General features: G+C 68.1%; 19 protein-coding genes. 6 read left to right on the top strand and 13 right to left on the bottom strand.

Annotation, left to right across the window (positions count from 1 at the left end; all coding sequences use genetic code 11):
- Together GORHZ_RS26920 and GORHZ_RS26925 are read right to left on the bottom strand one after the other, a co-directional pair.
- A partial coding sequence (locus GORHZ_RS26920; RefSeq protein ID WP_006338806.1) for a methylmalonyl-CoA mutase family protein occupies positions 1–1429 on the bottom strand: 1429 nt, incomplete at its 3' end.
- Positions 1426–3345, bottom strand: a complete 1920-nt coding sequence (locus GORHZ_RS26925; protein WP_006338816.1) for a methylmalonyl-CoA mutase family protein — start codon at positions 3343–3345, stop codon at positions 1426–1428. The genes GORHZ_RS26925 and GORHZ_RS26920, both read right to left, overlap by 4 nt.
- Before the next feature lie 128 nt (positions 3346–3473).
- Here GORHZ_RS26925 and GORHZ_RS26930 point away from each other — a divergent pair, with 128 nt between their 5' ends.
- Entirely contained in the window at positions 3474–4205 is a 732-nt protein-coding gene (locus GORHZ_RS26930; RefSeq protein ID WP_006338818.1) for a TVP38/TMEM64 family protein, read from the top strand.
- A 31-nt stretch (positions 4206–4236) separates the two neighbouring features.
- On the opposite strand, the gene GORHZ_RS26935 is transcribed toward GORHZ_RS26930, so the two are convergent.
- From GORHZ_RS26935 to GORHZ_RS26945, 3 genes are read right to left on the bottom strand one after another with little or no spacing between them, the layout of a single operon-like run.
- Positions 4237–5424 (bottom strand): SPFH domain-containing protein, encoded by a 1188-nt coding sequence (locus GORHZ_RS26935; RefSeq protein ID WP_006338820.1) that lies wholly within the window; start codon positions 5422–5424, stop codon positions 4237–4239.
- Between the two features lie 2 nt (positions 5425–5426).
- On the bottom strand, positions 5427–5855 hold the full coding sequence (locus GORHZ_RS26940; RefSeq protein ID WP_006338824.1) for an NfeD family protein: 429 nt from the start codon (positions 5853–5855) through the stop codon (positions 5427–5429).
- 30 nt (positions 5856–5885) lie between these two features.
- Positions 5886–6740, bottom strand: a complete 855-nt coding sequence (locus GORHZ_RS26945) for a DUF3097 domain-containing protein (RefSeq protein WP_051999102.1) — start codon at positions 6738–6740, stop codon at positions 5886–5888.
- A 91-nt stretch (positions 6741–6831) separates the two neighbouring features.
- On the opposite strand from GORHZ_RS26945, the gene GORHZ_RS26950 reads away from it, so the two are divergent.
- Complete coding sequence (locus tag GORHZ_RS26950) at positions 6832–7644, top strand: Rv1486c family protein (RefSeq protein ID WP_006338827.1); 813 nt, start codon at positions 6832–6834, stop codon at positions 7642–7644.
- A 101-nt stretch (positions 7645–7745) separates the two neighbouring features.
- On the opposite strand, the gene GORHZ_RS26955 is transcribed toward GORHZ_RS26950, so the two are convergent.
- The 8 genes from GORHZ_RS26955 to GORHZ_RS26990 all read right to left on the bottom strand — a co-directional run bounded on the left by GORHZ_RS26955 (position 7746) and on the right by GORHZ_RS26990 (position 16192).
- A complete protein-coding gene (locus GORHZ_RS26955) occupies positions 7746–8822 on the bottom strand; it encodes a ferrochelatase (RefSeq protein WP_006338829.1) in 1077 nt (358 codons plus the stop codon).
- Positions 8819–9655 carry an NADH-dependent enoyl-ACP reductase InhA gene (gene inhA / locus GORHZ_RS26960; RefSeq protein WP_006338830.1) on the bottom strand — a complete coding sequence of 279 codons (837 nt, stop codon included), beginning with the start codon at positions 9653–9655 and terminating at the stop codon, positions 8819–8821. Before inhA ends, GORHZ_RS26955 begins: the two co-directional genes overlap by 4 nt.
- A 48-nt stretch (positions 9656–9703) precedes the next feature.
- Positions 9704–10435 carry a 3-oxoacyl-ACP reductase FabG1 gene (fabG1, locus tag GORHZ_RS26965; RefSeq protein WP_006338831.1) on the bottom strand — a complete coding sequence of 244 codons (732 nt, stop codon included), beginning with the start codon at positions 10433–10435 and terminating at the stop codon, positions 9704–9706.
- Between the two features lie 38 nt (positions 10436–10473).
- Positions 10474–11448, bottom strand: a complete 975-nt coding sequence (locus tag GORHZ_RS26970; protein WP_006338832.1) for a VWA domain-containing protein — start codon at positions 11446–11448, stop codon at positions 10474–10476.
- A gap of 7 nt (positions 11449–11455) precedes the next feature.
- A complete protein-coding gene (locus tag GORHZ_RS26975) occupies positions 11456–12394 on the bottom strand; it encodes a DUF58 domain-containing protein (RefSeq protein WP_006338833.1) in 939 nt (312 codons plus the stop codon).
- Positions 12381–13586, bottom strand: coding sequence for an AAA family ATPase (locus tag GORHZ_RS26980; protein WP_006338834.1), 1206 nt, complete (start codon positions 13584–13586; stop codon positions 12381–12383). The genes GORHZ_RS26975 and GORHZ_RS26980 overlap by 14 nt, the downstream gene beginning before the upstream one ends.
- A 171-nt stretch (positions 13587–13757) precedes the next feature.
- Positions 13758–15254, bottom strand: coding sequence for an NlpC/P60 family protein (locus GORHZ_RS26985; RefSeq protein ID WP_373279637.1), 1497 nt, complete (start codon positions 15252–15254; stop codon positions 13758–13760).
- A gap of 335 nt (positions 15255–15589) precedes the next feature.
- Complete coding sequence (locus GORHZ_RS26990; RefSeq protein ID WP_006338838.1) at positions 15590–16192, bottom strand: Rv1476 family membrane protein; 603 nt, start codon at positions 16190–16192, stop codon at positions 15590–15592.
- Positions 16193–16583: 391 nt separating this feature from the next.
- On the opposite strand from GORHZ_RS26990, the gene GORHZ_RS26995 reads away from it, so the two are divergent.
- The 4 genes from GORHZ_RS26995 (at position 16584) to GORHZ_RS27010 (ending at position 23386) form a co-directional block, all read left to right on the top strand.
- Positions 16584–19382 carry an aconitate hydratase gene (locus tag GORHZ_RS26995; protein ID WP_006338840.1) on the top strand — a complete coding sequence of 933 codons (2799 nt, stop codon included), beginning with the start codon at positions 16584–16586 and terminating at the stop codon, positions 19380–19382.
- 15 nt (positions 19383–19397) lie between these two features.
- A complete protein-coding gene (locus GORHZ_RS27000; protein WP_006338841.1) occupies positions 19398–19964 on the top strand; it encodes a TetR/AcrR family transcriptional regulator in 567 nt (188 codons plus the stop codon).
- Positions 19965–20077: 113 nt separating this feature from the next.
- Positions 20078–21643 (top strand): GMC oxidoreductase, encoded by a 1566-nt coding sequence (locus tag GORHZ_RS27005; protein WP_051999104.1) that lies wholly within the window; start codon positions 20078–20080, stop codon positions 21641–21643.
- A gap of 201 nt (positions 21644–21844) precedes the next feature.
- Positions 21845–23386: a GMC oxidoreductase gene (locus tag GORHZ_RS27010; protein WP_083877456.1), complete on the top strand. Its 1542-nt coding sequence runs from the start codon at positions 21845–21847 to the stop codon at positions 23384–23386.
- The last annotated feature ends 13 nt before the right edge of the window (positions 23387–23399 follow it).

Below are 23399 nucleotides of genomic sequence, written 5' to 3' on the forward strand. Positions count from 1 at the left end.
TGCGGGCGGCGGCCTCCTCGATGCGCAGCTTGGGCAGACCCTCGTTGATGGCCTGCGTCATGCCGCCGGCCTCCTCGACCTCGGCGATGTGCTCGCGGGCCTTCTGGGCGAGCTGGTGGGTCAGCCACTCGACGTAGTTCGAGCCGGCCCAGGGGTCGATCGGCCGGGTCGTGCCGGACTCCTGCTGCAGCAGCAACTGGGTGTTGCGCGCGATCCGGGCGGAGAAGTCCGTGGGGAGCGCGATCGCCTCGTCGAGAGCGTTGGTGTGCAGCGACTGCGTGTGACCCTGCGTCGCAGCCATCGCCTCCACGCAGGTGCGGGCGACGTTGTTGAACACGTCCTGTGCGGTCAACGACCATCCCGACGTCTGCGAGTGTGTTCGCAGCGACAGCGATTTCGGGTTCTTCGGGTCGAATTGGGCGACCAGTTCGCTCCACAGCAGCCGCGCCGCGCGCAGCTTGGCGACCTCCATGAAGAAGTTCATGCCGATGCCCCAGAAGAACGAGAGCCGCGGCGCGAACTTGTCGATGTCGAGCCCGGCCTCGAGTCCGGCGCGGATGTACTCGACACCGTCGGCCAGCGTGTAGGCCAACTCGAGGTCGGCGGTCGCCCCGGCCTCCTGGATGTGGTAGCCCGAGATCGAGATCGAGTTGAACTTCGGCATCTTCGTGCTGGTGTAGGAGAAGATGTCCGAGATGATCCGCATCGAGGGCTTCGGCGGATAGATGTAGGTGTTGCGGACCATGAACTCTTTGAGGATGTCGTTCTGGATGGTCCCGGCCAGCTTCTCCGGCGCCACGCCCTGCTCCTCGGCGGCGACGACGTAGAGCGCGAGGATCGGCAGCACCGCGCCGTTCATGGTCATCGAGACCGACACCGATCCGAGGTCGATGCCGTCGAAAAGCTGTCGCATGTCGAGGATCGAGTCGATGGCCACACCGGCCATGCCGACGTCTCCGGCGACGCGCGGATGGTCGGAGTCGTAACCACGGTGGGTGGCCAGGTCGAAGGCCACCGACAGACCCTTCTGGCCGGCGGCCAGGTTGCGGCGGTAGAAGGCGTTGGACTCCGCGGCGGTGGAGAAGCCCGCGTACTGGCGGATCGTCCACGGCTGGTTGACGTACATGGTCGGGTATGGGCCGCGGATGAACGGCGCCTCGCCCGGAATGGAGTCCAGCGGGTAGGGATGCTCGCCACCGGCGGACACCGCGTCCCGGTCGGCGCGCGTGTAGATGGGTCGGACGTCGATCTGCTCCGGGGTGGACCAGGTGATCTCGTCGACGCTGTGACCCTGCGTCTGCGCGATGTGCTCGATGGCGGCCTCGGCGGTCGGTGCCGCCACAGCAGTCGTCGAGTCGAGTTCGACGCCGACGAAGGTGGGGATGGCGCCGCCGGAGGCCTCGGTCCGGGTCGGTTCCGTCTGGGTCATGATCGCGCTCCCGCCACGTCGTGGGTCAGCTTCTCGAAAAGGTCACGCAGGGTGGCGATGGCATCGATACCGACTCGCAGCGAACCGTCGGGACGATCCTCGGCGTCGGGCCATTCCTTGTCCGGGCCGGCGAGCAGGATGGTGTCGAGTCCGGCCGCCCGGGCCGCGGCCAGGGCCGCCGGCCCGTCGTCGGCGTAACGTTGTTTGGTCCCGCAGATGACTGCGATCGGGGTCGCCGCGTCGGCCACTGCCGCCGCGATCGTCTCGGCCGTCACCGGTCCGGGGTTGATGGCCGAGATACCACCCGCGGCAAGAAGATTCGCAACGAAGGTGGTGCGCGCGTTGTGTTCGGCCACCGATCCCAGCGGGAGCAACAGCACACTGGGCCGTCGCCCGGTGTCGGCGAGCACCGCGTCGGACCGGTCGCGCAGTTCCTCGTACGCCCGAGCCACGCGCGCGAGCTTCGGCGCGCCGAGCGGTACGTCGGTGGTGTCGGCGATCCCCGCGCCGAGGGGCTTCTCGTCCAGGTTCGGGAACTCGTTGACGCCGGTCACCGCGGTCTTGCGGTGCGCGACCGAGTCGTCGCGCGCCGCGAGCGCCCCGGCCACCTTGTCGGCGATCAGGCCCGAGCCCAGTGCCGCCCGGTACCCGCCCGCGGCCTCGATCTCACCGAAGGTGGCCCAGGCCGAGGAGGCCAGGTCGTCGGTGAGCGATTCGACGAACCACGATCCGCCGGCCGGGTCCAGAACACGACCGATGTTGGACTCCTCGAGCAGCAACAGCTGGGTGTTGCGGGCGATGCGGCGTGAGAACGCCGCGCTCGACGTGCGCCGGTCGGAGGGGATCGCGGCGTCGAAACCGAGGACGGTGACCTGATCGGCGCCACCGACGCCCGCCCCGAAGGCGGCGACTGTCGTGCGGAGCATGTTCACCCACGGATCGCGCTGGCTCTGCATGGACAGATCGGTCACCGCGTGCGTCAGCGCGGCACCGCTGTCGGGCGCACCGACGACCTCGGCGACCCGGGCCCAGATCTTGCGCAGCGCGCGGAACTTGGCGATGGTCGCGAACTGGTCGTCGTCGGCGGAGACGGCGAAGGTGATCTGGCGCAGCGCATCGGCGGCAGACAGCCCCGCCTCGGTCAGGTCGCGCAGGTGCGTCACCGCAGCGGCGATCAGCAGCGCGAGTTCGAGGGCGTTGTCGGCGCCGGCGGTGGCGAAGTCGGTGCCGTCGACCCGGAAGGCACGGACACCGGCCGGGACGCTGGTGGCGAGCGCGGTGGCCTCGGCCGCATCGACCGTCGGCCGTCCGGAGAAGGCCGCGGTGAGCGGTGAGAAGCCGAGGGAGGTGAGCGTCGCGGCGGTGGCCGTGGCGGCCTGCGGCGCGGCGAGCGCGGTCTCGTGCACGGCGAGCAGCGCGCGGGCGGCGGCGATCCCGTCCGCGCCGGCGTCGAGAGTGACCGGGATGAGGTCGAGATAGACACCGGCCAGCACGTCGGAGAGATCCGCGGGTGCGACGGTCGAGCCGACCGACAGCCACAGGCCGCTCGCGCCGTTGGTCAGCGCATCGAGGATGCCGCGGTTGAGGTCGGCGGCCGGGGTGGCGTCGTCGCCGAAGCGTTCGGTCACCCGCCAGCCGAGTGTCACGTCCCGATCGGGGTCGGCGCCGCGGACGAACGGGAAGCCGCCCGGGAGTCCGGGCTCGGACGACTCGTCCTTACGCGTGTAGAGCGGACGGACGCGCAGTCCGTCGAGTGTGCTGGTCGACAGCAGCTCCTCCGCCGAAGCAGGCAGGTCTTCGACGGTGGTTCGGCGAGACTTCGCCAGGACCGCGGCAGCGGCCTCCGACCAGGCCTGATAGGCCTCTTCGAGCGACCGGTCGGACCGATCGGGATTCGACGCAGGGGTCTGCGGCATGGGGTGTCACACCTCCGTGTTGCTCGGGTCGAGCGCGTAGTTGACTTTAGCCGAACGCTCGCTCGGCCCCCACATCCAGGTCGGATCGTGACGGATACCACGTACAGGCGCCCAGTAGACTGGCGCGGGTGCCGTTCGAGTCCCCCACCCCGCCTGCCGTGTCGACGCAGGCCGCTGGTGCACCGGATCCGTCGCCGACCGGACGGCGCAGGATCGATCCCCGCGCGATCCGCAGTGCGGTGATCCTGTCGGTGGTCGTGGCCGTGGTCCTCGTCGGGTCCTATGTGATCCCGCTGCCATCGGTGGCGGGTCTCCGCACCTGGGGCGAGCAGTTCGGTTCGGCGTTCGTCGTCGTGTTCTTCGCGGCATACGCGGTGGTGACCATCGCACCCATCCCGCGCACCACCTTCACGGTCACCTCCGGGATCCTGTTCGGGCCGGTCGTCGGCTTCACCGGCGCGATGATCGCGTCGACGACGGCGGCCCTGCTGTCGTTCTGGCTGGTGCGGGCCCTGGGCCGGGAGAAGGTACGGCCCTATCTGAAGAAGCCGGTGGTCGCCGCGGTGGAGTATCGCCTGAGCCACCGTGGCTGGCTGGCGGTCGGTTCGCTGCGCCTGATCGCCGCCTGCCCGTTCTCGGTCGCCAACTATTGTTCGGGCTTGTCGTCGGTGCGCACGCTCCCGTACCTGGTCGCGAGCGTGATCGGCATGGCGCCGGGCACCGCTGCGGTCGTGTTCCTCGGCGACGCGCTGACCGGCCAGCGCAACCCGTTGATGCTGGCGCTCAGCGGTGCCCTGTTCGCCCTCGGCATCATCGGTCTCGTCCTCGACGCCCGGCTACCGGTGCCCGACCGCCGCTGACGGACGCCGGTCGGATCCACTGCGGTCGAATCTACTGAGGCGGGTCCGTCGGGGTGACGGCCTCGTCGGCCTGCATCTGGGCCTGCCGCATCTGCAGGGACCGCGCAGACCCGAGCTCGGGCGCCACCGGCTTGCGCGCGACGGCCTCCGCCTCCGCGACGGCCTGCGCGACCTTCGGATCCGACGCCAGGGAGAACCAGTCGGTGATCTCATCCTCGTCCACCTCGGTCGGGGTGTCGTCGGTGGGTTCGTAGCGGAAGACACCGTCGTCGCCCTGAACACCGAAGGACTTCGCGAAGCTCTGCAGCGCCGAACCGAAATCCGACGGAACCACCCACACCTTGCTGCCCTGGCCCTTGGCCATCTCGGGAAGCTGCTGCAGGTATTGGTAGGCCAGCAACTCGGGGGTCGGCTTGCTCGACTTGATGGCGGCGAAGGTCTTCTCGATGGCCTTGGCCTCGCCCTGCGCCCGCAGGTATGCGCTGGCGCGATCACCCTGCGCCCGCAGGATGCGCGACTGCCGGTCGGCCTCGGCGCCGAGGATGGCGGCCTGTTTCGCGCCCTCGGCGGCGAGGATCTGACTCTGCTTGTTGCCCTCGGCGGTCTTGATCGCCGACTCGCGCTGGCCCTCGGCGGCCAGGATGGTCGCCCGCTTCTCGCGGTCGGCCTTCATCTGCTTCTCCATCGATTCCTGGATCGATGGTGGCGGCATGATGCTCTTGAGCTCGACCCGCGACACCCGCAGGCCCCAGCGACCGGTCGCCTCGTCGAGGACGCCGCGCAGCTGTTTGTTGATCGAGTCGCGCGACGTGAGGGTCTCCTCCAGCGTCATCCCGCCGACGACGTTGCGCAGCGTGGTGATCGTCAACTGCTCCACACCCGCGATGTAGTCGTTGATCTCGTAGACCGCCGAGCGCGGGTTGGTCACCTGGAAGTAGACGACGGTGTCGATCGAGAGCGTCAGATTGTCCTCGGTGATCACCGGTTGCGGCGGAAACGAGACCACCCGCTCGCGGATGTCGACGCGGGCACGGATCCGGTCGATGAACGGCAGCAGCAGGGTGAGCTGACCCGACACCGTCCGGGTGTAGCGCCCGAGTCGTTCGATGACAGCCGCCTCCGCCTGCGGGATCAGCGCCACCGACTTGACCAGTACCACCACGACCAGCAGCACAAGTAGGAGGATTACGCCGAGACCGACGTACGACATGGTGTCCATCGTCATCCTTTCCACACCACGGCGGTGGCACCGTCGATCTGCACGACGGTCACCTCGGCGCCGGCCTCGATCACTTCACCGGGGTTCAGCGCGCGTGCCGACCAGACGTCGCCACCGATCTTGACCCGACCGTCGCGCTCGTCCACCCGTTCGGTGACGAGCGCGTGCTGTCCCTCGAGCGCCTCGGTGTTGGTGAGCACGATCGGCCGGTTGAGCATGTGACGACGGGCGATCGGCCGGACCCCGGCCACCAGCAACACCGACACCACCGCGAACACCACGCCGTCGACCCACAGCGGGGGCGAGAACACCGCGTCGGTGGCCGCGGCCGCCAGCGCACCCCCACCCAACATCAGCAACACCAGATCGCCCACGAACATCTCGGCGATGACCAGGGCGATCGCGGCGCCGAGCCACAGCAAAGCGGTCATGTTTCCAGTGTGCCAGAACACGCTGCGTGATCACCGGTCGTCGACGGCGGCCGTGACGAAGTCGATGAGTTCCTCCACCGATCGCAACAGGTCGGTCTCCAGGTCTCGGAAGTCCCGAACCCCTGCCAAGACCCGCCGCCAGCCATCCCGGGGTGTGCCCCAACGCAATTCGCGACATACCCCGGTCTTCCAGTCGGTGCCGCGCGGGATCGTCGGCCAGGCGGGGATTTTCACGGATGCCGGTTTCACCGCCTCCCACACATCGATGTAGGGGTGTCCACAGACCAGCACATGCTCGCCCACCTGGTCGGTGAGGCGCATCTCCTTGGACCCGGCGACCAGGTGATCGACCAGGATTCCGGCCCGCCGGTTGTTGGCCGGCCCGAACTCGGCAAGCGCCGCATCGAGATTGTCCAGGCCGTCCAGGCTCTCCACGACCACACCCTCGGCACGCAGATCGGCGCCCCACACCCGTTCGAGCAGTGTCGCGTCGTGCACGCCCTCGACGAAGATCCGGCTGGCACGCGCCGTGCGGGCACGCGTCTGGGGGGCCAGCCGGGAACCCGACGCCGTGGTGGTCCGGGCCTGGGGTCCACGACCGCGTGGCCGGACCAGGGTCACCGGCTTGCCGTCGATGAGAAACGCCGCCGGATGCATGAGGAACACCCGTGTCTGGCCGCGGCGGTCCTCGAGCCGCACGAGATCACCGGCGTAACTCTTCTCCAAACCCACGACGGCACCACAGAATCCGGACGCCGCGTCCTCGACGACGAGATCGCGCTCGGCGGCCACTTCGGTTGCACGCGGTGTGGTACGCCGAGGGTTCGCCAGCACGTCTCCCCCGTAGCCGCCGTATCGAGTTTGTCGAGATAGGTCATCGCTCACGGTCAGTCACCGTAGGACGGCGTGGGGTCATATGTGGACAGCCACGCCGTGTTTCCCGTAATCCGGTCCGCTCGCCTATCGTGTTATCACCATGACCAGCACCGATCTCACAGTCTCCGGCCCGCCCGCGTGGCCGGGCTGCGCGCTGGGCGCATGGGCCTCGGCGTGGCTGGGTGGACGGTGCGCCCCGGACGACGTCACCGACACCCTGGCGGAGTTCGCATCGCGGCATGATCTCGTCGATGCCACAGCGGCGCTGGACGCCGATCTCCCCGACGATGCGCGGTTGGGCCTGCTGGCGATCCTGCGCCGCGCCGGCACACTCGAGGTACGCCTGCCCACCGCGGGCGACCCTCGCGGGCTGCCGCCCGACCCGGCAACGGCCGCCGCCCTCGCCGCGGGCGAGATCCTCCTGGTCCACGACTATGCCGGCGGCGATACGACCATCGGATTGGTCCCGACCCTCGCCGAGGGGATGTGCCGATGGACGCTGCACCGTTTTCGGACGCCCGTCCCGATCGTGGGGCCCGATCCGCTCGGTCAGGTGGAATACGATCTGCGCGAGGCGATCCGCGAGACCGCCACGATCATCGGCGATCTCGGTGCGAGTGATTCACGCCTGACCCCGACGCAGTTGCGGAGCGCGGTCGCCGCGCTGACCACCCGTCATCGTGTGATCCTGCCGCCGCACGACGACCCGCGGGCCACCCGCGTGATCGACTCCGCTGCGCAGGTGGAGGCGATCATCACGCTCGCCGGTGCCCAAGCGCCGACATTCGGGAGCACCGCGCGGCATGTGGAGACCGGCGATGCACGTCTGCGCGGGCTTGCCGCCCGCGCCCGCACGGCACGGGCCGCCGCGGTCGACCACGTCATCCGCGAGTACCTCCCCGCCACCCGCTGAGGTAGACCCGGGCGAATCTGCACGCAGAACTCGCACATACACGCAAAGCTTTGCGTGTATGTGCGAGTTCTGCGTGTGGTTGTCGAGGTGCTGCGTCTCGGTCAACGCCGGGGTCGTGACTGCGGCCGCGCGGGGATGCAGCAGTCGGGGCGGCACGTCTGACCGTTGTCGCCGCAGCCCATCGCCGACAGGTCACCGTCACCGTCGACGTAACGGTCGATGAGGTCGACAATCATCTCGACGAACGCATGGTCGGTGCCGACGGTATCGGCGCGGACGAAGTCCATGCCGAGTCGAGCGGCCGTCTCGGCGGCTTCGTTGTCGAGATCCCAGATCACCTCGAGATGGTCGGACACGAAACCGACCGGGGCCACGATGACCTGCCGAACACCTTGTGTGGCAATCGATTCCAGGTGATCGCAGATGTCCGGTTCGAGCCACGGTACCTGGGGCGGGCCCGATCGGGACTGCCACACCTGATCGAACTGCTCGAACCCGGCCGCCGCGGCGACAGCCGCCGCCGCCGCATGGACCTGCTTCGAGTACAGGCCACCGCCGTCCGCGGCCGGGCCGGCAGCCCGATCGGCAGAGAGCGGCACCGAATGTGCCGTGAACACCAGCCGTGGCACACTCGATCCGTTCGGCAGGGATGCCTGTGCACGTCGCACTGCGTCGGCTCCCGCGGCCACGAATGCCGGTTCATCCCAGTACTGGGGCAGCTTGCGCAGCAACACGGGATCGCCCACGCTCGTGGGTTCGGCTTCCGCGAGCGCGGCCACGGCCCGGGCGATGTCCTCGTGATACTGCCGACACCCCGAGTATCCCGCCCACGCCGAGGTGGGAAACACCAGGATCCGACGATGCCCTTCGCGATACATCTGCGCGAGGGTGTCGGAGACCATCGGATGCCAGTTGCGGTTCCCGAAATAGACCGGGAGATCACGGACGCGATGTGCGAGCGCAGACCGCAGCGAGTCGATCATCTCCAGGTTCAGGCGATTGATCGGCGACACGCCACCGAAGTGCAGATAGTGCTGTGCGACCGCCTCCAGGCGTTCGGGCGGCACTCCCCGACCACGCGTGACGTTCTCCAGGAACGGCATCACGTCCTCGGGTCCGTCCGGTCCGCCGAAGGACAGGAACAGCAGGGCGTCGAATCGCTGCGCCGTAGTGCTCACTGGTCGATGAAGTTCTCCGGGAACCAGGTGTTGTGGCTCGCGCCGCCGTCGACGTAGACGATCGAGCCGGTGGTGCCGGGCAGCCAGTCCGACAGCAGAGTGCACACGCTGGTGCCGACCACGGTCGGGTCGTCGACGTTCCACCCGATCGGCGACGCCCCGTCCCAATAGGTGTTGAGCATGTTCAGCTTCTTGGCGTCGTCGGTGGCGGTCCCGGCGATCGCCTTGGCGGCCAGGGTCTTGATCGGACCGGCGGCGACCAGATTCGACCGGATCTTCTTGGCGTAGCCGACCTCGCGCGCCACATACCGGTTCACCGACTCCAGCGCCGCCTTGGCCACGCCCATCCAGTTGTAGTCGGGCATCGCGGTGCGGGGGTCGAAGTCCATGCCGACGATCGAGCCGCCCTCGTTCATGACCGGCAGCACCGCCCGGGCCAGGGACGCGTAGCTCCAGGCCGAGATCTCGAACGACTTGGCCACATCCGGGCCCGGGCCCTCGAGGAACGGCAGCGCGTCGGGGCCCATCAGCGTGCGCGGCGCGAAGGCGATCGAATGGACGAGGCCGTCGACGCCCTCGGGTGCGAGTTCGCGCAACTTGTCGGCCAGCGCACCGAGGTACTCCTCGTCGGTGACATCGAGCGGGATGGCCGGCGGCACCTCGGCCGGCAGGCGCTTGGCAATCCGGTCGATCAGCCGCAGCCGATCCGGGATGCCGGTGATGATCACCTTGGCGCCCTGTTCCTGGGCGATCTTCGCGGTGTGGAAGGCGATCGAGGCATCGGTGATGATGCCGGTGACGACCACCGTCTTGCCGTCGAGAATTCCGGTCACGCTGTCAGCTCCTCAAGCTCGAATGTTCCTCGGATGTCGGTCCGGTGATCAGTGGCCCATACCCATGCCGCCGTCGACCGGCAGGACCGCGCCGGTGATGTAGGCCGCCTGGTCGGAGGCAAGGAAGCTGATCGCCGCGGCGACGTCCTCCGGTTTGCCGGTCCGGCCGAGCGGGATCGCCTGCTTGGCCATCTCGATGTATTTGTCTTCCATCTCGGCGGTCATGTCGGTGTCGATGAAGCCGGGCGCGACCACGTTGGCGGTGATGTTGCGGGAGCCGAGTTCCCGGGCGATCGAGCGCGCGAGGCCGATCAGACCGGCCTTCGACGCGGCGTAGTTCGCCTGCCCCGGCACACCGGACATCGCGACCACCGAACCGAGGAAGATCATCCGACCCCACTTGGCGCGCTGCATCCCCTTGGTGGCGCGTTTGGCGCAGCGGAAGGCACCGGTGAGATTGGCGTCGACGACCTTTGCGAAGGACTCCTCCGACAGGCGCATGAGCAGCATGTTGTCGGTGATGCCGGCGTTGGCGACGAGGACCTCGACCGGCCCCTGATGGGCGGCGACCTCGTCGAAGGCGCGCTCGACCGACTCGTTGTCGGTGACGTCGCACTTGACGCCGAACAGACCGTCGGGAGCCCCCGATCCGCGGTGGGTGACCGCGACCTTGTGTCCGTCGGCCGCCAGGCGGCGGGCGACCGCGAGGCCGATCCCGCGGTTGCCGCCGGTCACCAGAACCGATCGCGACACCTGCTGAGCTTCGTTGCTGTCTGCCATGGTGGACAACCTATCCGTCGTCGTCTGTGGGGTTGCTGTCAGGGCAGCCGCCGGTTGATGGCCAGTGCGGCGAACGCCGAGAGCAGCGCTAACAAGGTACCGACGATGAGCCACGGACGGGAATTGTCCCCGCGACGTTTCTCGTACCCGATCTGCTGCTGAAGCGTCTCGTAGACCTTGTTGAGCTCGTCGAGGCTGGCCGCGGTGAAGAACTGTCCGCCGGACAGATTCGCGATCTTGCGCAGGGACTCGTCGTCGACGGGCACCGGCACCAGATCGCCCTCGAGGTCGACGGTGCCGTTCATGGTGCCGAAGGAGATCGTCGAGATCGGGATCTTCTCCTCCTTGGCCTTGCGAGCCGCAGTGAACGCCCCGCGCGGATCGTCCGGGTTGTCGGGGACGGTCTCCTTGCCGTCGGAGAGCAACACGATCCGGGCCGGCGGCGCCGCGGCGTCGCCGCCGAGGACCGCGTTGAGCGTCTTGATCTGCTGGATCGCGGCGAAGATGCCCTCACCGGTGGCGGTCTTGTCGTCGAGGCGCAGCTTGTCGACGGCCTGTTTGGTCGCGTTGTGATCCGGAGTCGGCGACACGAGGGTGGCCGCGGTGCCCGCGAACGAGATCAGTCCGAGGTTGATGCCGTCGGTGAGTTCGTCGGCGAACTTCTTGGCCGCGTCCTGCGCGGCCCGGATGCGGGTCGGCGGGACATCGGTCGCGTTCATCGACCGCGACACGTCCATCACCAGGATCACCGTCGCCTTGTTGCGGGGCACCCGCCGGTCGGCCTGCGGTGCGGCGACACCGACGACGAGCAGGGTCAGCGAGACGAGCAGGAGCGCAATCGGCACATGCCGCCACCGGCTGTGCTGCTGTGGTGCCACCCGGTTGAGCAGGTCGAGGTTGGCGAAGGTGAGCGCACGTTTGCGCCGCTGGCGCTGGACGTAGATGTAGGCGGCGCAGAGTGCGGCCACGACAAGGAGCAGCAGCAGCCACCACGGGCTGGCCAGATTCGACACGCCGCGATCACCCGACCCCGGCGGCCAGACCGCGGCGGCGTTGTGCGACGAACTTCACCACGTCGGTGATCCAGTCCCGGTCGGTGCGCAGGCTCAACACCGGTCCCCCGCAGCTGCGGACGGTGCGATGCACCTTCAGCTGGTGAGCGCGGGCGGCGGCGGCGAAGTCGCGACGCACCGTCGGGGTGATGGTCAGCTCGCGGATCTCACCGGACTCGGCGTCGGCCAGGGTGACCTCGCCGACGTCGGGGAGATCGAGGTCGCGCGGGTCGAGGACCTCGACGGCGAGCAGCTCGTGATGGGCGCCGATAGCGCGCAACGAACGCTCCCAGTCGATCGGGCCGAGGAAGTCGCTGATGATGACCGCCAGACCCCGACGACGCTGCGGGCGGCGCAGGGCCTCGATGCCCGCGTGCAGGTCTCCGCGCACCCCGGTGGCCGCGCGGGTCGTGGACGCGATGGCCTTCAGCAGGTTCTGGGCGTGGGCGCGGCCGCTGCGTGCAGGGATGCGGACCACCTGATCCCCGGTGACCACGATCGCGCCGTGCCGATTGCCGCCGCCCGAGGTCAGGTGCACGATCGCGGCCGCGGCCGCCACCGCGAGGTCGCGTTTGGTGCAGTTGACCGTTCCGAAGTCCAGGCTGGCCGAGACGTCGACCACCAGCCACGTCTCGAGCTCCCGGTCGGCCACCATCTGCCGGACATGCGGCTGGGTGGTCCGTGCGGTGACCGACCATTCCATCCGGCGGATGTCGTCGCCGGGCTGATAGGCACGCGCCTCCCCCGGCTCCGAGCCCGGTCCGGGGATCAGCCCGAGGTGTTCGCCCTGCAGCACGCCGTCGAGTTTGCGCCGCACGCTCAGTTCCAGCGTTTTCAGTGCGGCCGTCAGCTGCGGTTCGGACAGCAGACCGGCCCCGAGCGACGGCAGTTCGCTATTGGCCGGCATACCGTGGTGCCGCCTGGTTCACCGCAGCACCGTTCTCCTGACCGGTGGGTGCGGGCTGCGCGGCGAGCCGGCCCGGTGCCTGCGGCGACACGTTCTGGTGCGACGCCTGCTGGTTCGGAAAGCTCTGTCCGGGTGCCGGATATCCGCCCACGGCCATCGGCTGGGCGCCGACCTGCGGCAGACCCACGGTCTGCAGGACGCGGGTGATCACCTGATCGGCGTCCACCTCGTCGGCCAGCGCGTCGTAACTGAGCACGAGGCGGTGGCGCAGCACGTCGGGGATGATCTCGACCACGTCCTGGGGGATCACGTAATCGCGACCGCGTACCAGTGCCAGCGCCCGTGCGGACGCGACGATCCCCAGGGTGGCGCGCGGCGACGCGCCGTAGGACAGCCAGGCGGCGACGTCCGACATACCGAGTTCGCCGGGCCGGCGCGTCGCGTTGATCACCCGAACCACGTAGTCAACGAGCGCGTGATGAACGAAGACGTTGGCCGCGGTCCGCTGCAGCCGGATCATGGTTGCCGGGTCGAGCACCTGCGAGGCGGTCGGCGGGACGTTACCCATCCGGTAGACGATCTCACGTTCCTCCTCCACCGACGGGTAGTCGACGAGGACCTTGAACAGGAAGCGGTCGCGCTGCGCCTCCGGCAGCGGGTAGACGCCCTCGTTCTCGATGGGGTTCTGGGTCGCCATCACCAGGAACGGGTCGGGCATCGGATAGGTGGTGCCGCCGATGGAGACGTGGCGCTCGGCCATCACCTCCAGCAGGGCGGACTGCACCTTGGCCGGCGCACGGTTGATCTCGTCGGCCAGCAGGAAGTTCGCGACCACCGGGCCGAGTTCGGTGTCGAACTCCTCGCGTCCCTGGCGGTAGATGCGGGTACCGATCAGGTCGGTGGGCACCAGGTCGGGAGTGAACTGGACGCGGGAGAACGATCCCCCCACCACCGTGGCGAAGGTCTCCACCGCCAGCGTCTTGGCCACACCCGGCACGCCCTCGAGCAGGATGTGTCCGCGTGCCAGCAACCCGACAAGGATGCGTTCGACGAGCTGATCCTGCCCGACGATGACCCGTTTCACCTCGTAGATCGCTCGTTCCAGCAGCTTGACATCAGCGTCGGACAACGTGACCGATCCGTCCGGGCCGGCTCCGCGCACGGGATCGGCAGGGGGATGCGAAGAGGTCAACCGGGTACTCCTTGTTCATCGACGAGTCGCGTGGCGCTGTCATGGGCGCAATACGTGGCTGCCAGCGTAGTCGCGTTCGGTCAAACCCCGCCACGGTGGTCGGACGCCGCTGACAGCCGTGTCGGGCGCCGACATTCTCGTCGACGCCCGACCAGAGGTTCGCGAGGCGGATCAGAGCAGGCGCACGACGTTGGGCATCGCACCGTCGGTCCGCAGCGGCGAGACCATCACGTCGGTGCCCGACTGCTTGGCCTCCACCATCTTGTTGTCGCCGAGGTACAGCGCCACGTGCTGGCTGGCATTGGGTCCGTAGAAGATCATGTCTCCGCGACGCATCTGCGACAGCGGGACCTGCGGCCCGGAGGTGTACTGATATCCGGTGTAGTGCGGCAGGTCGATGCCCACCCCGGCGAACGCGTACATCATCAGACCCGAGCAGTCGTAGCCGACCTTGTTGAAGTCGCCGTAGCTGTCGGCGACGCCGCCGTCGCGGATGCCGCGCGTGGGACCGTTCGCGTCTCCGCCGCCCCAGGCGTAGGGCACCCCGAGCTGCGACAGCGCACGGTTGACGACGACCTCCACCGCCTGGGGACCGCGCAATCCCGGACGTACCATTCCGCCGCCCGACGAACTGCCGAACAAGGACCCGAGGCTGCCGGTGCTCAACACCGAGCTCAGCGAATCCGGACCGCTGCCTGCCATGTCCGAGCCGCCGACCCCGAGTTCATCGAGGAGTTGCGAATGCGGCAGCTGCTGCCGTCCGACGAGTTCGGCGAGCACCTTCTGGCCCACGTCGAGCGCGAGCTTGGCCGCCGCGGTGGCCGCCACGGCCAGCGCAGCATTGTCGCCCTCGGTCGGCGTGGTTCCCGGGCCGGTCGGGGAATCGGGGAAGAGATTGCTCAGCAGGTCGCCCACCGTGGTCGTGGTCTCCGCAACCGGCTTCTTGGGTACCACCCCGCGGATCTTGTCCAGGCTGGCCTGGACCTCGTCCCGTTGGCGGATGAGCGCGGAGCGTTTGTCCTGCTCGGCCGATACCGCCGACCGGGCCGCGGCGACGGCCGCGAGGGCATCGTCCTTGCGCGTGGCCGCGCTCCTCGTGGCGAAGGCGGCCTGACGACGGGTCGCCTCGACCGCGGCGAGCCGGTTGGCCTTCTGGTTGCGGGCCACCTCGAGACGCTCGATGGTGTCGCGCTGCTGTTTGCCGAGTCGGTCGAGGACGGTCACCCGATCCAGGACGCCCTGCGGGTCGTCGGAGGACACATAGTTCGCCATCGACCCCTGCGCGCTGCCCTGGCGATAGACGTCGCGGACGAACCGGTCGAACGCGACCTGGGCCTGCGTCACCTGACGGCCGGCCTCGGTGAGCGACTTCTTCGCCGCCTGGGCCGCCACGGTCGCGAGTTGTTGCGCGGCGAGCGAGTTCTGGTAGTCGACGAGCGCGCGGTTCACGTTCTCCTGCCGGACCGCGACGGCGTTGTCGAGATCGGCGATGTTCTGGTTGACCTTCGCGATCTGGTTGATCAGGTTGGACACCCCGGCCGGCGTGCGGCCCGGCGCACCCCAGGCCTGACCGGCTCCGAGGGCGCTCAGCACGACGATGACCACGAGCGCACACAGGCGTGCCGGCGGCGGTCCTCCGCGCGCCTTCGCGGTATTTCCTCGGCTCACCAGAACTCCCTCGTCGTCGGCGGAGGTGCCCCGTCACACCCGCACCCGTCACGCCGGCGCGCGTCGTTCTCGACGCCGCGCGCGACGCACCATGCATCACTCACGATGCCGCCCACCACTAGGGCACCACTCGTGACAACAGAACCGTACGTCACACCGGACGCATGGGAAAACAGTAGTCACGAATTACATTCGCGTGATTACCTGGGAAAATGCCGTGAGCAGGCCAAAGAAGCCAGGCGTGGGAAAGATCTCGATCTTGCAACGAAAGAGACACGCCGGGCGTGGGAATCCCGGCGTGTCTCGCTATGCAGGTAGTAGGGCGCGGATCGCGCTCACGGTAGGTCGCGGGAGAGATCGTGGGTGCCCGGACCGGCGGCAGTCGTCGACGCGTCGTCGGCGCCCGGTTCGCCCCCTCGGGCCGCACGGCGCCTCGAACCCAGCCGCGCGACGACGGCGCCCGCAACGACCACCAGGATCAGGACGATCGAGATGACGGTCCAGTTGAGCGCCGGGGCGGTCATCTGATCCCACAGCTGCCGGGCGGCCTGCGGCGGATTGGCGAGCCTGACGTTCTCGGTGGCCTTCTCCTGCTGGAACCGGCTGAAGTCGGGCGAGGCGCTGCCCATCGAGTTGGGCCCCAGGACGATGACCGTCCCACCGACCTCTCCCTGCAGCTCGGTCGCGATGTCGCGGTACTGGGTGAACTTGGGCAGGGCCCTGGGGATCACCACGAAGCTGACGTCGTACCCGTCCGCTTGTGCGTCGGCCACCACCTCGCGCAACCCCGGCACATCCTCGGCCGGCGCTGCCACATGATCGTCGCGGACGTCATCGAGGAGTGCTGTCATGTCGACGCCACCCGGACCGCTCGCCGTCGAGGGAGCCGCCGACGAGGGCAATGCCAGCAGATCCTGCGTCGTCGCACCCGGACTCATCTGCCCATCCTCACATCACTCGCCGCCGTCGCCCGACAACCGGGCCGGTCCGTGCCGGAAACCGCCGTCGCAGAGGTTTCACGGGCATTAAATTCACACTGACTACAGACGGGTCGTCAAACCTCCTGCAGCACCGTACGACAGAATGAGAACATCCGGAGAATCGCGGTCCGGATCACGACGCCCGCCCCCGCATGTCCGGCGCGGGGGTGATTGTTAACAGTACAAACGTACTGTTAACATCGAGGGGTCGTCCGGGTTCGCAATGATCGGTGGACCCTCGACAGCGACAGCAGTGATAAGGCGCTGCACACCCCACCGGCGCAGCCCGTCGGAACGTGAGAAGCAGGCCGGCGCAGCCCGCCCGGCATTTGAGGAGAGTGGATTAGACGTGAGTATCGATTCCTTTGGCGCCCGCGGAACCCTCGAGGTGGGTGACAATTCGTACGAGATCTATCGACTGAGTGCCGTCAAGGGCACCGAGAAACTCCCCTATGCGCTGAAGGTCCTCGCCGAGAACCTGCTGCGCACCGAGGACGGCGCGAACATCACCTCCGAGCACATCGAGGCGATCGCCAGTTGGGATCCGAGTGCCGAGCCGAGCATCGAGATCCAGTTCACCCCCGCCCGGGTGATCATGCAGGACTTCACCGGTGTGCCCTGCATCGTCGACCTCGCGACGATGCGCGACGCCGTCAAGGAACTCGGCGGCGACCCCGACAAGGTCAACCCGCTGGCACCCGCCGAGATGGTCATCGACCACTCGGTGATCATCGAGGCCTTCGGCAATGCCCAGGCCTTCGAGCGCAACGTCGAGATCGAATACCAGCGCAACGAAGAGCGCTACAAGTTCCTCCGCTGGGGTCAGGGCGCATTCGACGACTTCCGCGTCGTCCCGCCGGGCACCGGCATCGTGCACCAGGTGAACATCGAGCACCTCGCCCGCTCGATCATGGTGCGTGACGGCGTCGCCTATCCGGACACCTGCATCGGCACCGACTCGCACACCACCATGGAGAACGGTCTCGGCGTGCTCGGCTGGGGCGTCGGCGGTATCGAGGCCGAGGCCGCGATGCTCGGCCAGCCCGTGTCGATGCTGATCCCGCGCGTGGTCGGCTTCAAGCTGACCGGTGCGGCAAAGCCCGGCGTGACCGCCACGGACGTCGTGCTCACCATCACCGACATGCTGCGCAAGCACGGCGTGGTCGGCAAGTTCGTCGAGTTCTACGGCAACGGTGTCGCCGAGGTCCCGCTGGCCAACCGCGCCACCATCGGCAACATGAGCCCCGAGTTCGGCTCGACCTGCGCGATGTTCCCGATCGACGACGAGACCGTCAACTACCTGAAGCTGACCGGTCGCTCGCAGGAGACCTTGGATCTCGTCGAGGCCTATGCCAAGGAACAGGGCATGTGGCTGGAGCATGACGCGGCCGAGGCCCAGTACTCCGAGTACATGGAGCTCGACCTGTCGACGGTCGTCCCGTCGATCGCCGGCCCGAAGCGCCCCCAGGACCGCATCGAGCTCTGGGACGCCAAGAATGCCTTCCGCAAGGACATCCACAACTACGTCGAAGAGGGCAACAGCCCGGCCCACACCAAGGTCGACGAGGCCGTCGAGGAGAGCTTCCCGGCGTCCGATCCCGCCGCGCTGTCCTTCGCCGACGACGGCGCCGAGCCGGTCCACTCGGCCGCAAACGGCGCCCAGGGGCGGCCGTCCAAGCCGGTCAAGGTGAGCTCCGCCGAGCGCGGCGACATGATCCTCGACCACGGCATCGTGACCATCGCGTCGATCACCAGCTGCACCAACACGTCGAATCCGTCGGTGATGCTCGGAGCCGGCCTGCTCGCGAAGAAGGCCGTCGAGAAGGGCCTGACCTCCAAGCCGTGGGTGAAGACCTCGATGGCACCGGGTTCGCAGGTCGTCACCGGCTACTACGACAAGGCCGGTCTGTGGCCCTACCTGGAGAAGCTCGGCTTCTTCCTCGTCGGCTACGGCTGCACCACCTGCATCGGCAACTCGGGTCCGCTGCCCGAGGAGATCTCGAAGGCCATCAACGACAACGACCTGACCGCCACCGCGGTGCTGTCGGGTAACCGCAACTTCGAGGGTCGCATCAACCCCGACGTGAAGATGAACTACCTCGCGTCGCCGCCGCTGGTCATCGCCTACGCCCTGGCCGGCACGATGGACTTCGACTTCGAGACCGACCCGCTGGGCACCGACGGTGACGGCAACGACGTCTTCCTGAAGGACATCTGGCCGTCCAACGAGGAGATCCAGGCGACCATCGCGTCGTCGATCTCGGCCGAGCAGTACGCCGCCGACTACGCCGACGTGTTCAAGGGCGACGAGCGCTGGCAGAACCTGCCCACCCCGGCGGGCAAGGTCTTCGAGTGGGACGACGAGTCGACCTACGTGCGCAAGCCTCCGTATTTCGAGGGCATGCAGCTCGAGCCGGCTCCCGTGTCGGACATCAAGGGTGCGCGTGTGCTCGCCAAGCTGGGCGACTCGGTCACCACCGACCACATCTCCCCCGCGTCGACGATCAAGCCCGGCACCCCTGCCGCGCAGTACCTCGACGCACACGGTGTGGCCCGCAAGGACTACAACTCGTTGGGTGCCCGCCGCGGCAACCACGAGGTGATGATCCGCTCGACCTTCGGCAACATCCGCCTGGCCAACCAGCTGGTCGATGTCACCGGTGGCTACACCCGCGACTTCACCCAGGACGGTGGCCCGCAGTCGTTCATCTACGACGCCGCGCAGAACTACGCCGCGGCCGGCACCCCGCTGGTGGTGCTCGGTGGCAAGGAGTACGGCACCGGGTCCTCGCGTGACTGGGCGGCCAAGGGCACCCGCCTGCTGGGCGTCAAGGCGGTCATCACCGAGAGCTTCGAGCGCATCCACCGCTCGAACCTGATCGGCATGGGCGTGATCCCGCTGCAGTTCCCCGACGGTGAGTCGCACAAGTCGCTGGGTCTCGACGGCACCGAGACCTTCGACATCAGCGGCATCGAGGAGCTCAACGCCGGGACGACTCCGTCGACCGTGCACGTCACCGCGACCAAGGAGGACGGCTCGACCGTCGAGTTCGACGCCAAGGTCCGCATCGACACACCCGGCGAGGCCGACTACTACCGCAACGGAGGCATCCTGCAGTACGTGCTGCGCAACATGATCAAGAGCTGATCAGGAGCGCGAGAAGTGCCCAAGGTCAGCGATGACCGGCTTGCCGCGCGTCGTCGAGAGATTCTCGACGGCGCGCGGCACTGCTTCGCCGAGTTCGGCTACGACGGTGCGACGGTCAAACGGATCGAGGAATCGACCGGGCTGTCGCGCGGCGCCATCTTCCATCACTATCGGGACAAGGAAGGCCTGTTCCTCGCCCTGGCGCAGGAGGATGCCGAACGGATGGCCGACGTCGCCGCCGAACAGGGTCTCGTCCAGGTCATGCGCGACATGCTGGCGCGGCCACAGGATTTCAACTGGCTCGGGACCCGGCTGGAGATCGCCCGGAAACTGCGCACCGACGCCTCGTTCCGATCGGCCTGGCTGGCGCGGTCGGCCGATGTCGAGAAGGCCACCCTGCGGCGACTCGAGCGCGGACGTGAGGCCGGCCGCCTGCGCGACGACGTGCCGATCGAGGTCCTCGTCAAATACCTCGATCTGGTCCTCGACGGCCTGATCACCCGCATCGCGTCGGGTCAGCCCACCGACGATCTGCACGCGGTTCTCGATCTCGTCGAGGAGTCGGTCCGGGTCAAGCGCTGAACCGGGCGCCCCCGTCACCCGTCGTTCCCTACCGCATCCCCACCCATTCTCGTAGAATCGCCCGGGTGGACCGCGCGACGCCGGTACGCACACCAATCACCCGCAGGGCCCTGATGCAGGGGGCTGCGGGGATCGGCGCGCTCGGCGCCGTGGCAGCGGTCTCGGCCCGCGCCGCGGCCGCGTCGCAGGTTTCCGCCATCGTCGTGGGCAGCGGATTCGGCGGCGCGGTCGCCGCACTCCGGCTCGGGCAGGCCGGAATCCGCACCACCGTCTTCGAACGCGGTCGGCGCTGGCCGATTCGCGCGGACGGCAACACGTTCGCGACCTTCGTCCGCCCCGACAAACGGGCCGCATGGTTCAGTCCGACGGCCGGCATCTCGAGCCTGCTCCAGGTGCCGGTCGAGCCGTACCCGGGTGTGTTGGAAAAGGTGCACGGCAACGGGATCGAGGCCGTGTACGGTGCCGGAGTCGGCGGCGGATCGCTGGTCTTCGGTGCCTTTTCCGCACAGCCGGACAAGCCGGACTTCGAGCTGGTGTTCCCGGGCGGGACCGACTACGACGAGTTGGCGCGAACGTACTACCCGAGGGCCCGACGGATGATTCGGGCCTCACCACTGCCGCCGGACATCCTCGCCCACCCGAACTACATCGGCGCCCGGTCGTGGATCAAGACGGTTGCCCGCTACGGCGCCGAACCGAGTTTCATCGACTACTCGGTGGACTGGGCCCTGGTCCGCAAAGAACTCGCAGGCACGGCACCACCCGGCATCAGCATCGGCGATCTGTCCTATGGCGTGAACAGCGGCGCGAAAACGTCTGTCGACCACAATTACCTTCCCGCCGCCGAGGCGACCGGTCACGTCACCATCAAGCCGATGCACGAGGTCTTCGAGATCCGGCCCCGCAGTCGTCGACGCGGGTTCGTCGTCCGGGCACGCCTCATCGATGACAGCAGACGCACGCTGCGAATCGTGACCGCCGAGGCCGACTACCTCTTCATGGCGGCCGGTTCCTACAACACCACGTCACTACTCGTCCGCGCCCGGGCTCACGGACATCTGCCTCACCTGTCGCCCCGGATCGGGGACGGCTTCGGCGCCAACGGGGACTTCGTCATTCTGCGTACGGCACTCCGGGACCCTTACGGAACCGTTCAGGGCGGACCCGGCTACGGGCGGCTCCGAGAGGATCGCCTACCCGGCGGACCGGCCGCGATCGTCTATCAGGCCAGCCCGTTCCCCGCCCCGTTCGGCGCCGTGGCGACGACCCACCTCATCCAGGTCCACACCGATGAACGTGGGACCATCGATTTCGAGCACTCAACAGGCACAACGCGTCTGAACTACCCGCACCCGGAGGGGACGAGCACCCTCGATCGGCGAGCGGCCGCGTTCGCCGGACATTTCCATCAGATGACCGAGGCACGCCACGGCTATCCGCTCAACGGCATCCCGATCTACAGCCGGGCATCCGGATTCGGATCGGGCAGCACGTACCACGGACTCGGCGGGGTGGTGATCGGACGCGCCGCCAGGCCCGACGGAACGGTCCTGGGGTACGACAACCTCTATGTCGTCGACGGTTCCTTCGCGCCGGGCGCGGTCGGACTCGTCAATCCGTCGCTGACCATCCTGGCGATGGCCGAGCGGATGATGGATCGGTTCCTCGCGACGCATTGACGCCGGGCACCCGACGACGGACAGGTCGCGGGTCTGATTCGTGTCGTCAGACAGCGAACGTCAAACGTGTGCACGATCTCGCTGACCCTCCCGTATTCGATCCCGGTCCCGCGTAGCGTTGTCGGCGTGCCTGGTCAGACACGGACGCGGCCGGTGGTGTCGCGCAGATCGGTGATCCGGGGAACGCTCGGGCTCTCGGCGATGAGTGCCCTCGGCGCCCTGCCCGCGGTCGCCGGGGCCAGACCTGCCGACGGCAGGACGGGCATCGTCATCGGCAGCGGTTTCGGCGGGGCCGTCGCCGCCCTCCGATTGGGCCAGGCCGGGTACACCACCACCGTGTTCGAACGCGGCCGCCGGTGGCCCATCCGCGCCGACGGCAACACCTTTGCCACGTTCACCAAACCCGATGGTCGTGCCGCCTGGTTCAGCGGCTCGGTGGGGTTGACCGCCGACATCAGCATTCCGGTCGGCCGCTATCCGGGCATTCTCGACCGGGTGCGAGGCAATGGCATCGACGCGGTATACGGCGTGGGTGTGGGGGGCGGATCGCTCGCCTTCGGGGCGTTCACACCGGTGCCACGTCGACAGGACTTCAGTGCCGTGTTCCCGGGCGGCACCGGCTACGACGAACTCGCCGCCACCTACTATCCGCGCGCCCGACAGATGTTGGGTGCCTCACCGCTCCCCCCGGACATCATGGCCCACCCGCGCTATGTGGGCACGCGGTCCTGGCGCGACACGGTACGCCGCTACGGCAAGGAGCCGGTGTCCTTCGCCTACGCGATCGACTGGGACATCGTCCGTGACGAACTCGCCGGCCGCGCCGTCGCCTCGATCATCAACGGGGAGCTCGGTTTCGGCGTCAACAGCGGGGCCAAGAACTCCGTTGACCACAATTATCTGCCCGCCGCCGAGGCCACTGGCAACGTGAGTATCCGGCCGATGCACGAGGTGGTCGAGATCAGACCGCGGTCAAGGCAACCGGGGTTCGTGGTCACCGCACGAGAGATCGACGAGGAGTACCGGACTCTCCGGATGGTGACCGCCGAGAGCGACTACCTGTTCATGGCCGCCGGTTCCTTCCACACCACCCGCATGCTCGTCGAGGCCCGCGCCAAGGGACACCTGCCGCGGCTGTCGGGAAAGATCGGTGAGGGTTTCGGCGCCAACGGCGACTTCCTGACCGCCCGCACGGCGCTGTCGGATGACTACGGTGCCGTGCAGGGCGGGCCCGGCTTCGGACGACTTTACGAGGACGATCTGCCTGGTGGGCCTGCCTCGATCGTGTATCACTCGACGCCACTGCCCGCCCCGTTCGGCAAGGCGGCCACCACCAACCTCATCCAGGTTCACAGCGACGAACGCGGGTCCGTCGACTACGACCACTCCTCGGGCACCGCGGTGCTCAACTATCCCTTCCCCGAGGGCAACGCTCTCGACCAGCGGGGTGTCACGTTCGCCGAACTCTTCCGACAACGGGCCGAGGTGCGTCACGGCCGGGTTGCCTCCGGGATCCCGATCTACTCCCGCGCAGCCGGATTCGGTTCGGGTAGTACGTATCACGGGCTCGGCGGGGTGGTGATGAACCACGCCGCGGCGATGGATGGCGCGGTGTTGGGATATCCCAACCTGTACGTCGTCGACGGATCGTTCGTGCCGGGTGCGGTGGGCCTGGTGAATCCGTCATTGACGATCACCGCACTCGCCGAGCGCACGATGGACCGGTTCCTCGCGACCCACTGAAGATCCGTCGGGT

Source organism: Gordonia rhizosphera NBRC 16068 (assembly GCF_000298195.1).
Classification (GTDB): Bacteria; Actinomycetota; Actinomycetes; order Mycobacteriales; family Mycobacteriaceae; genus Gordonia; species Gordonia rhizosphera.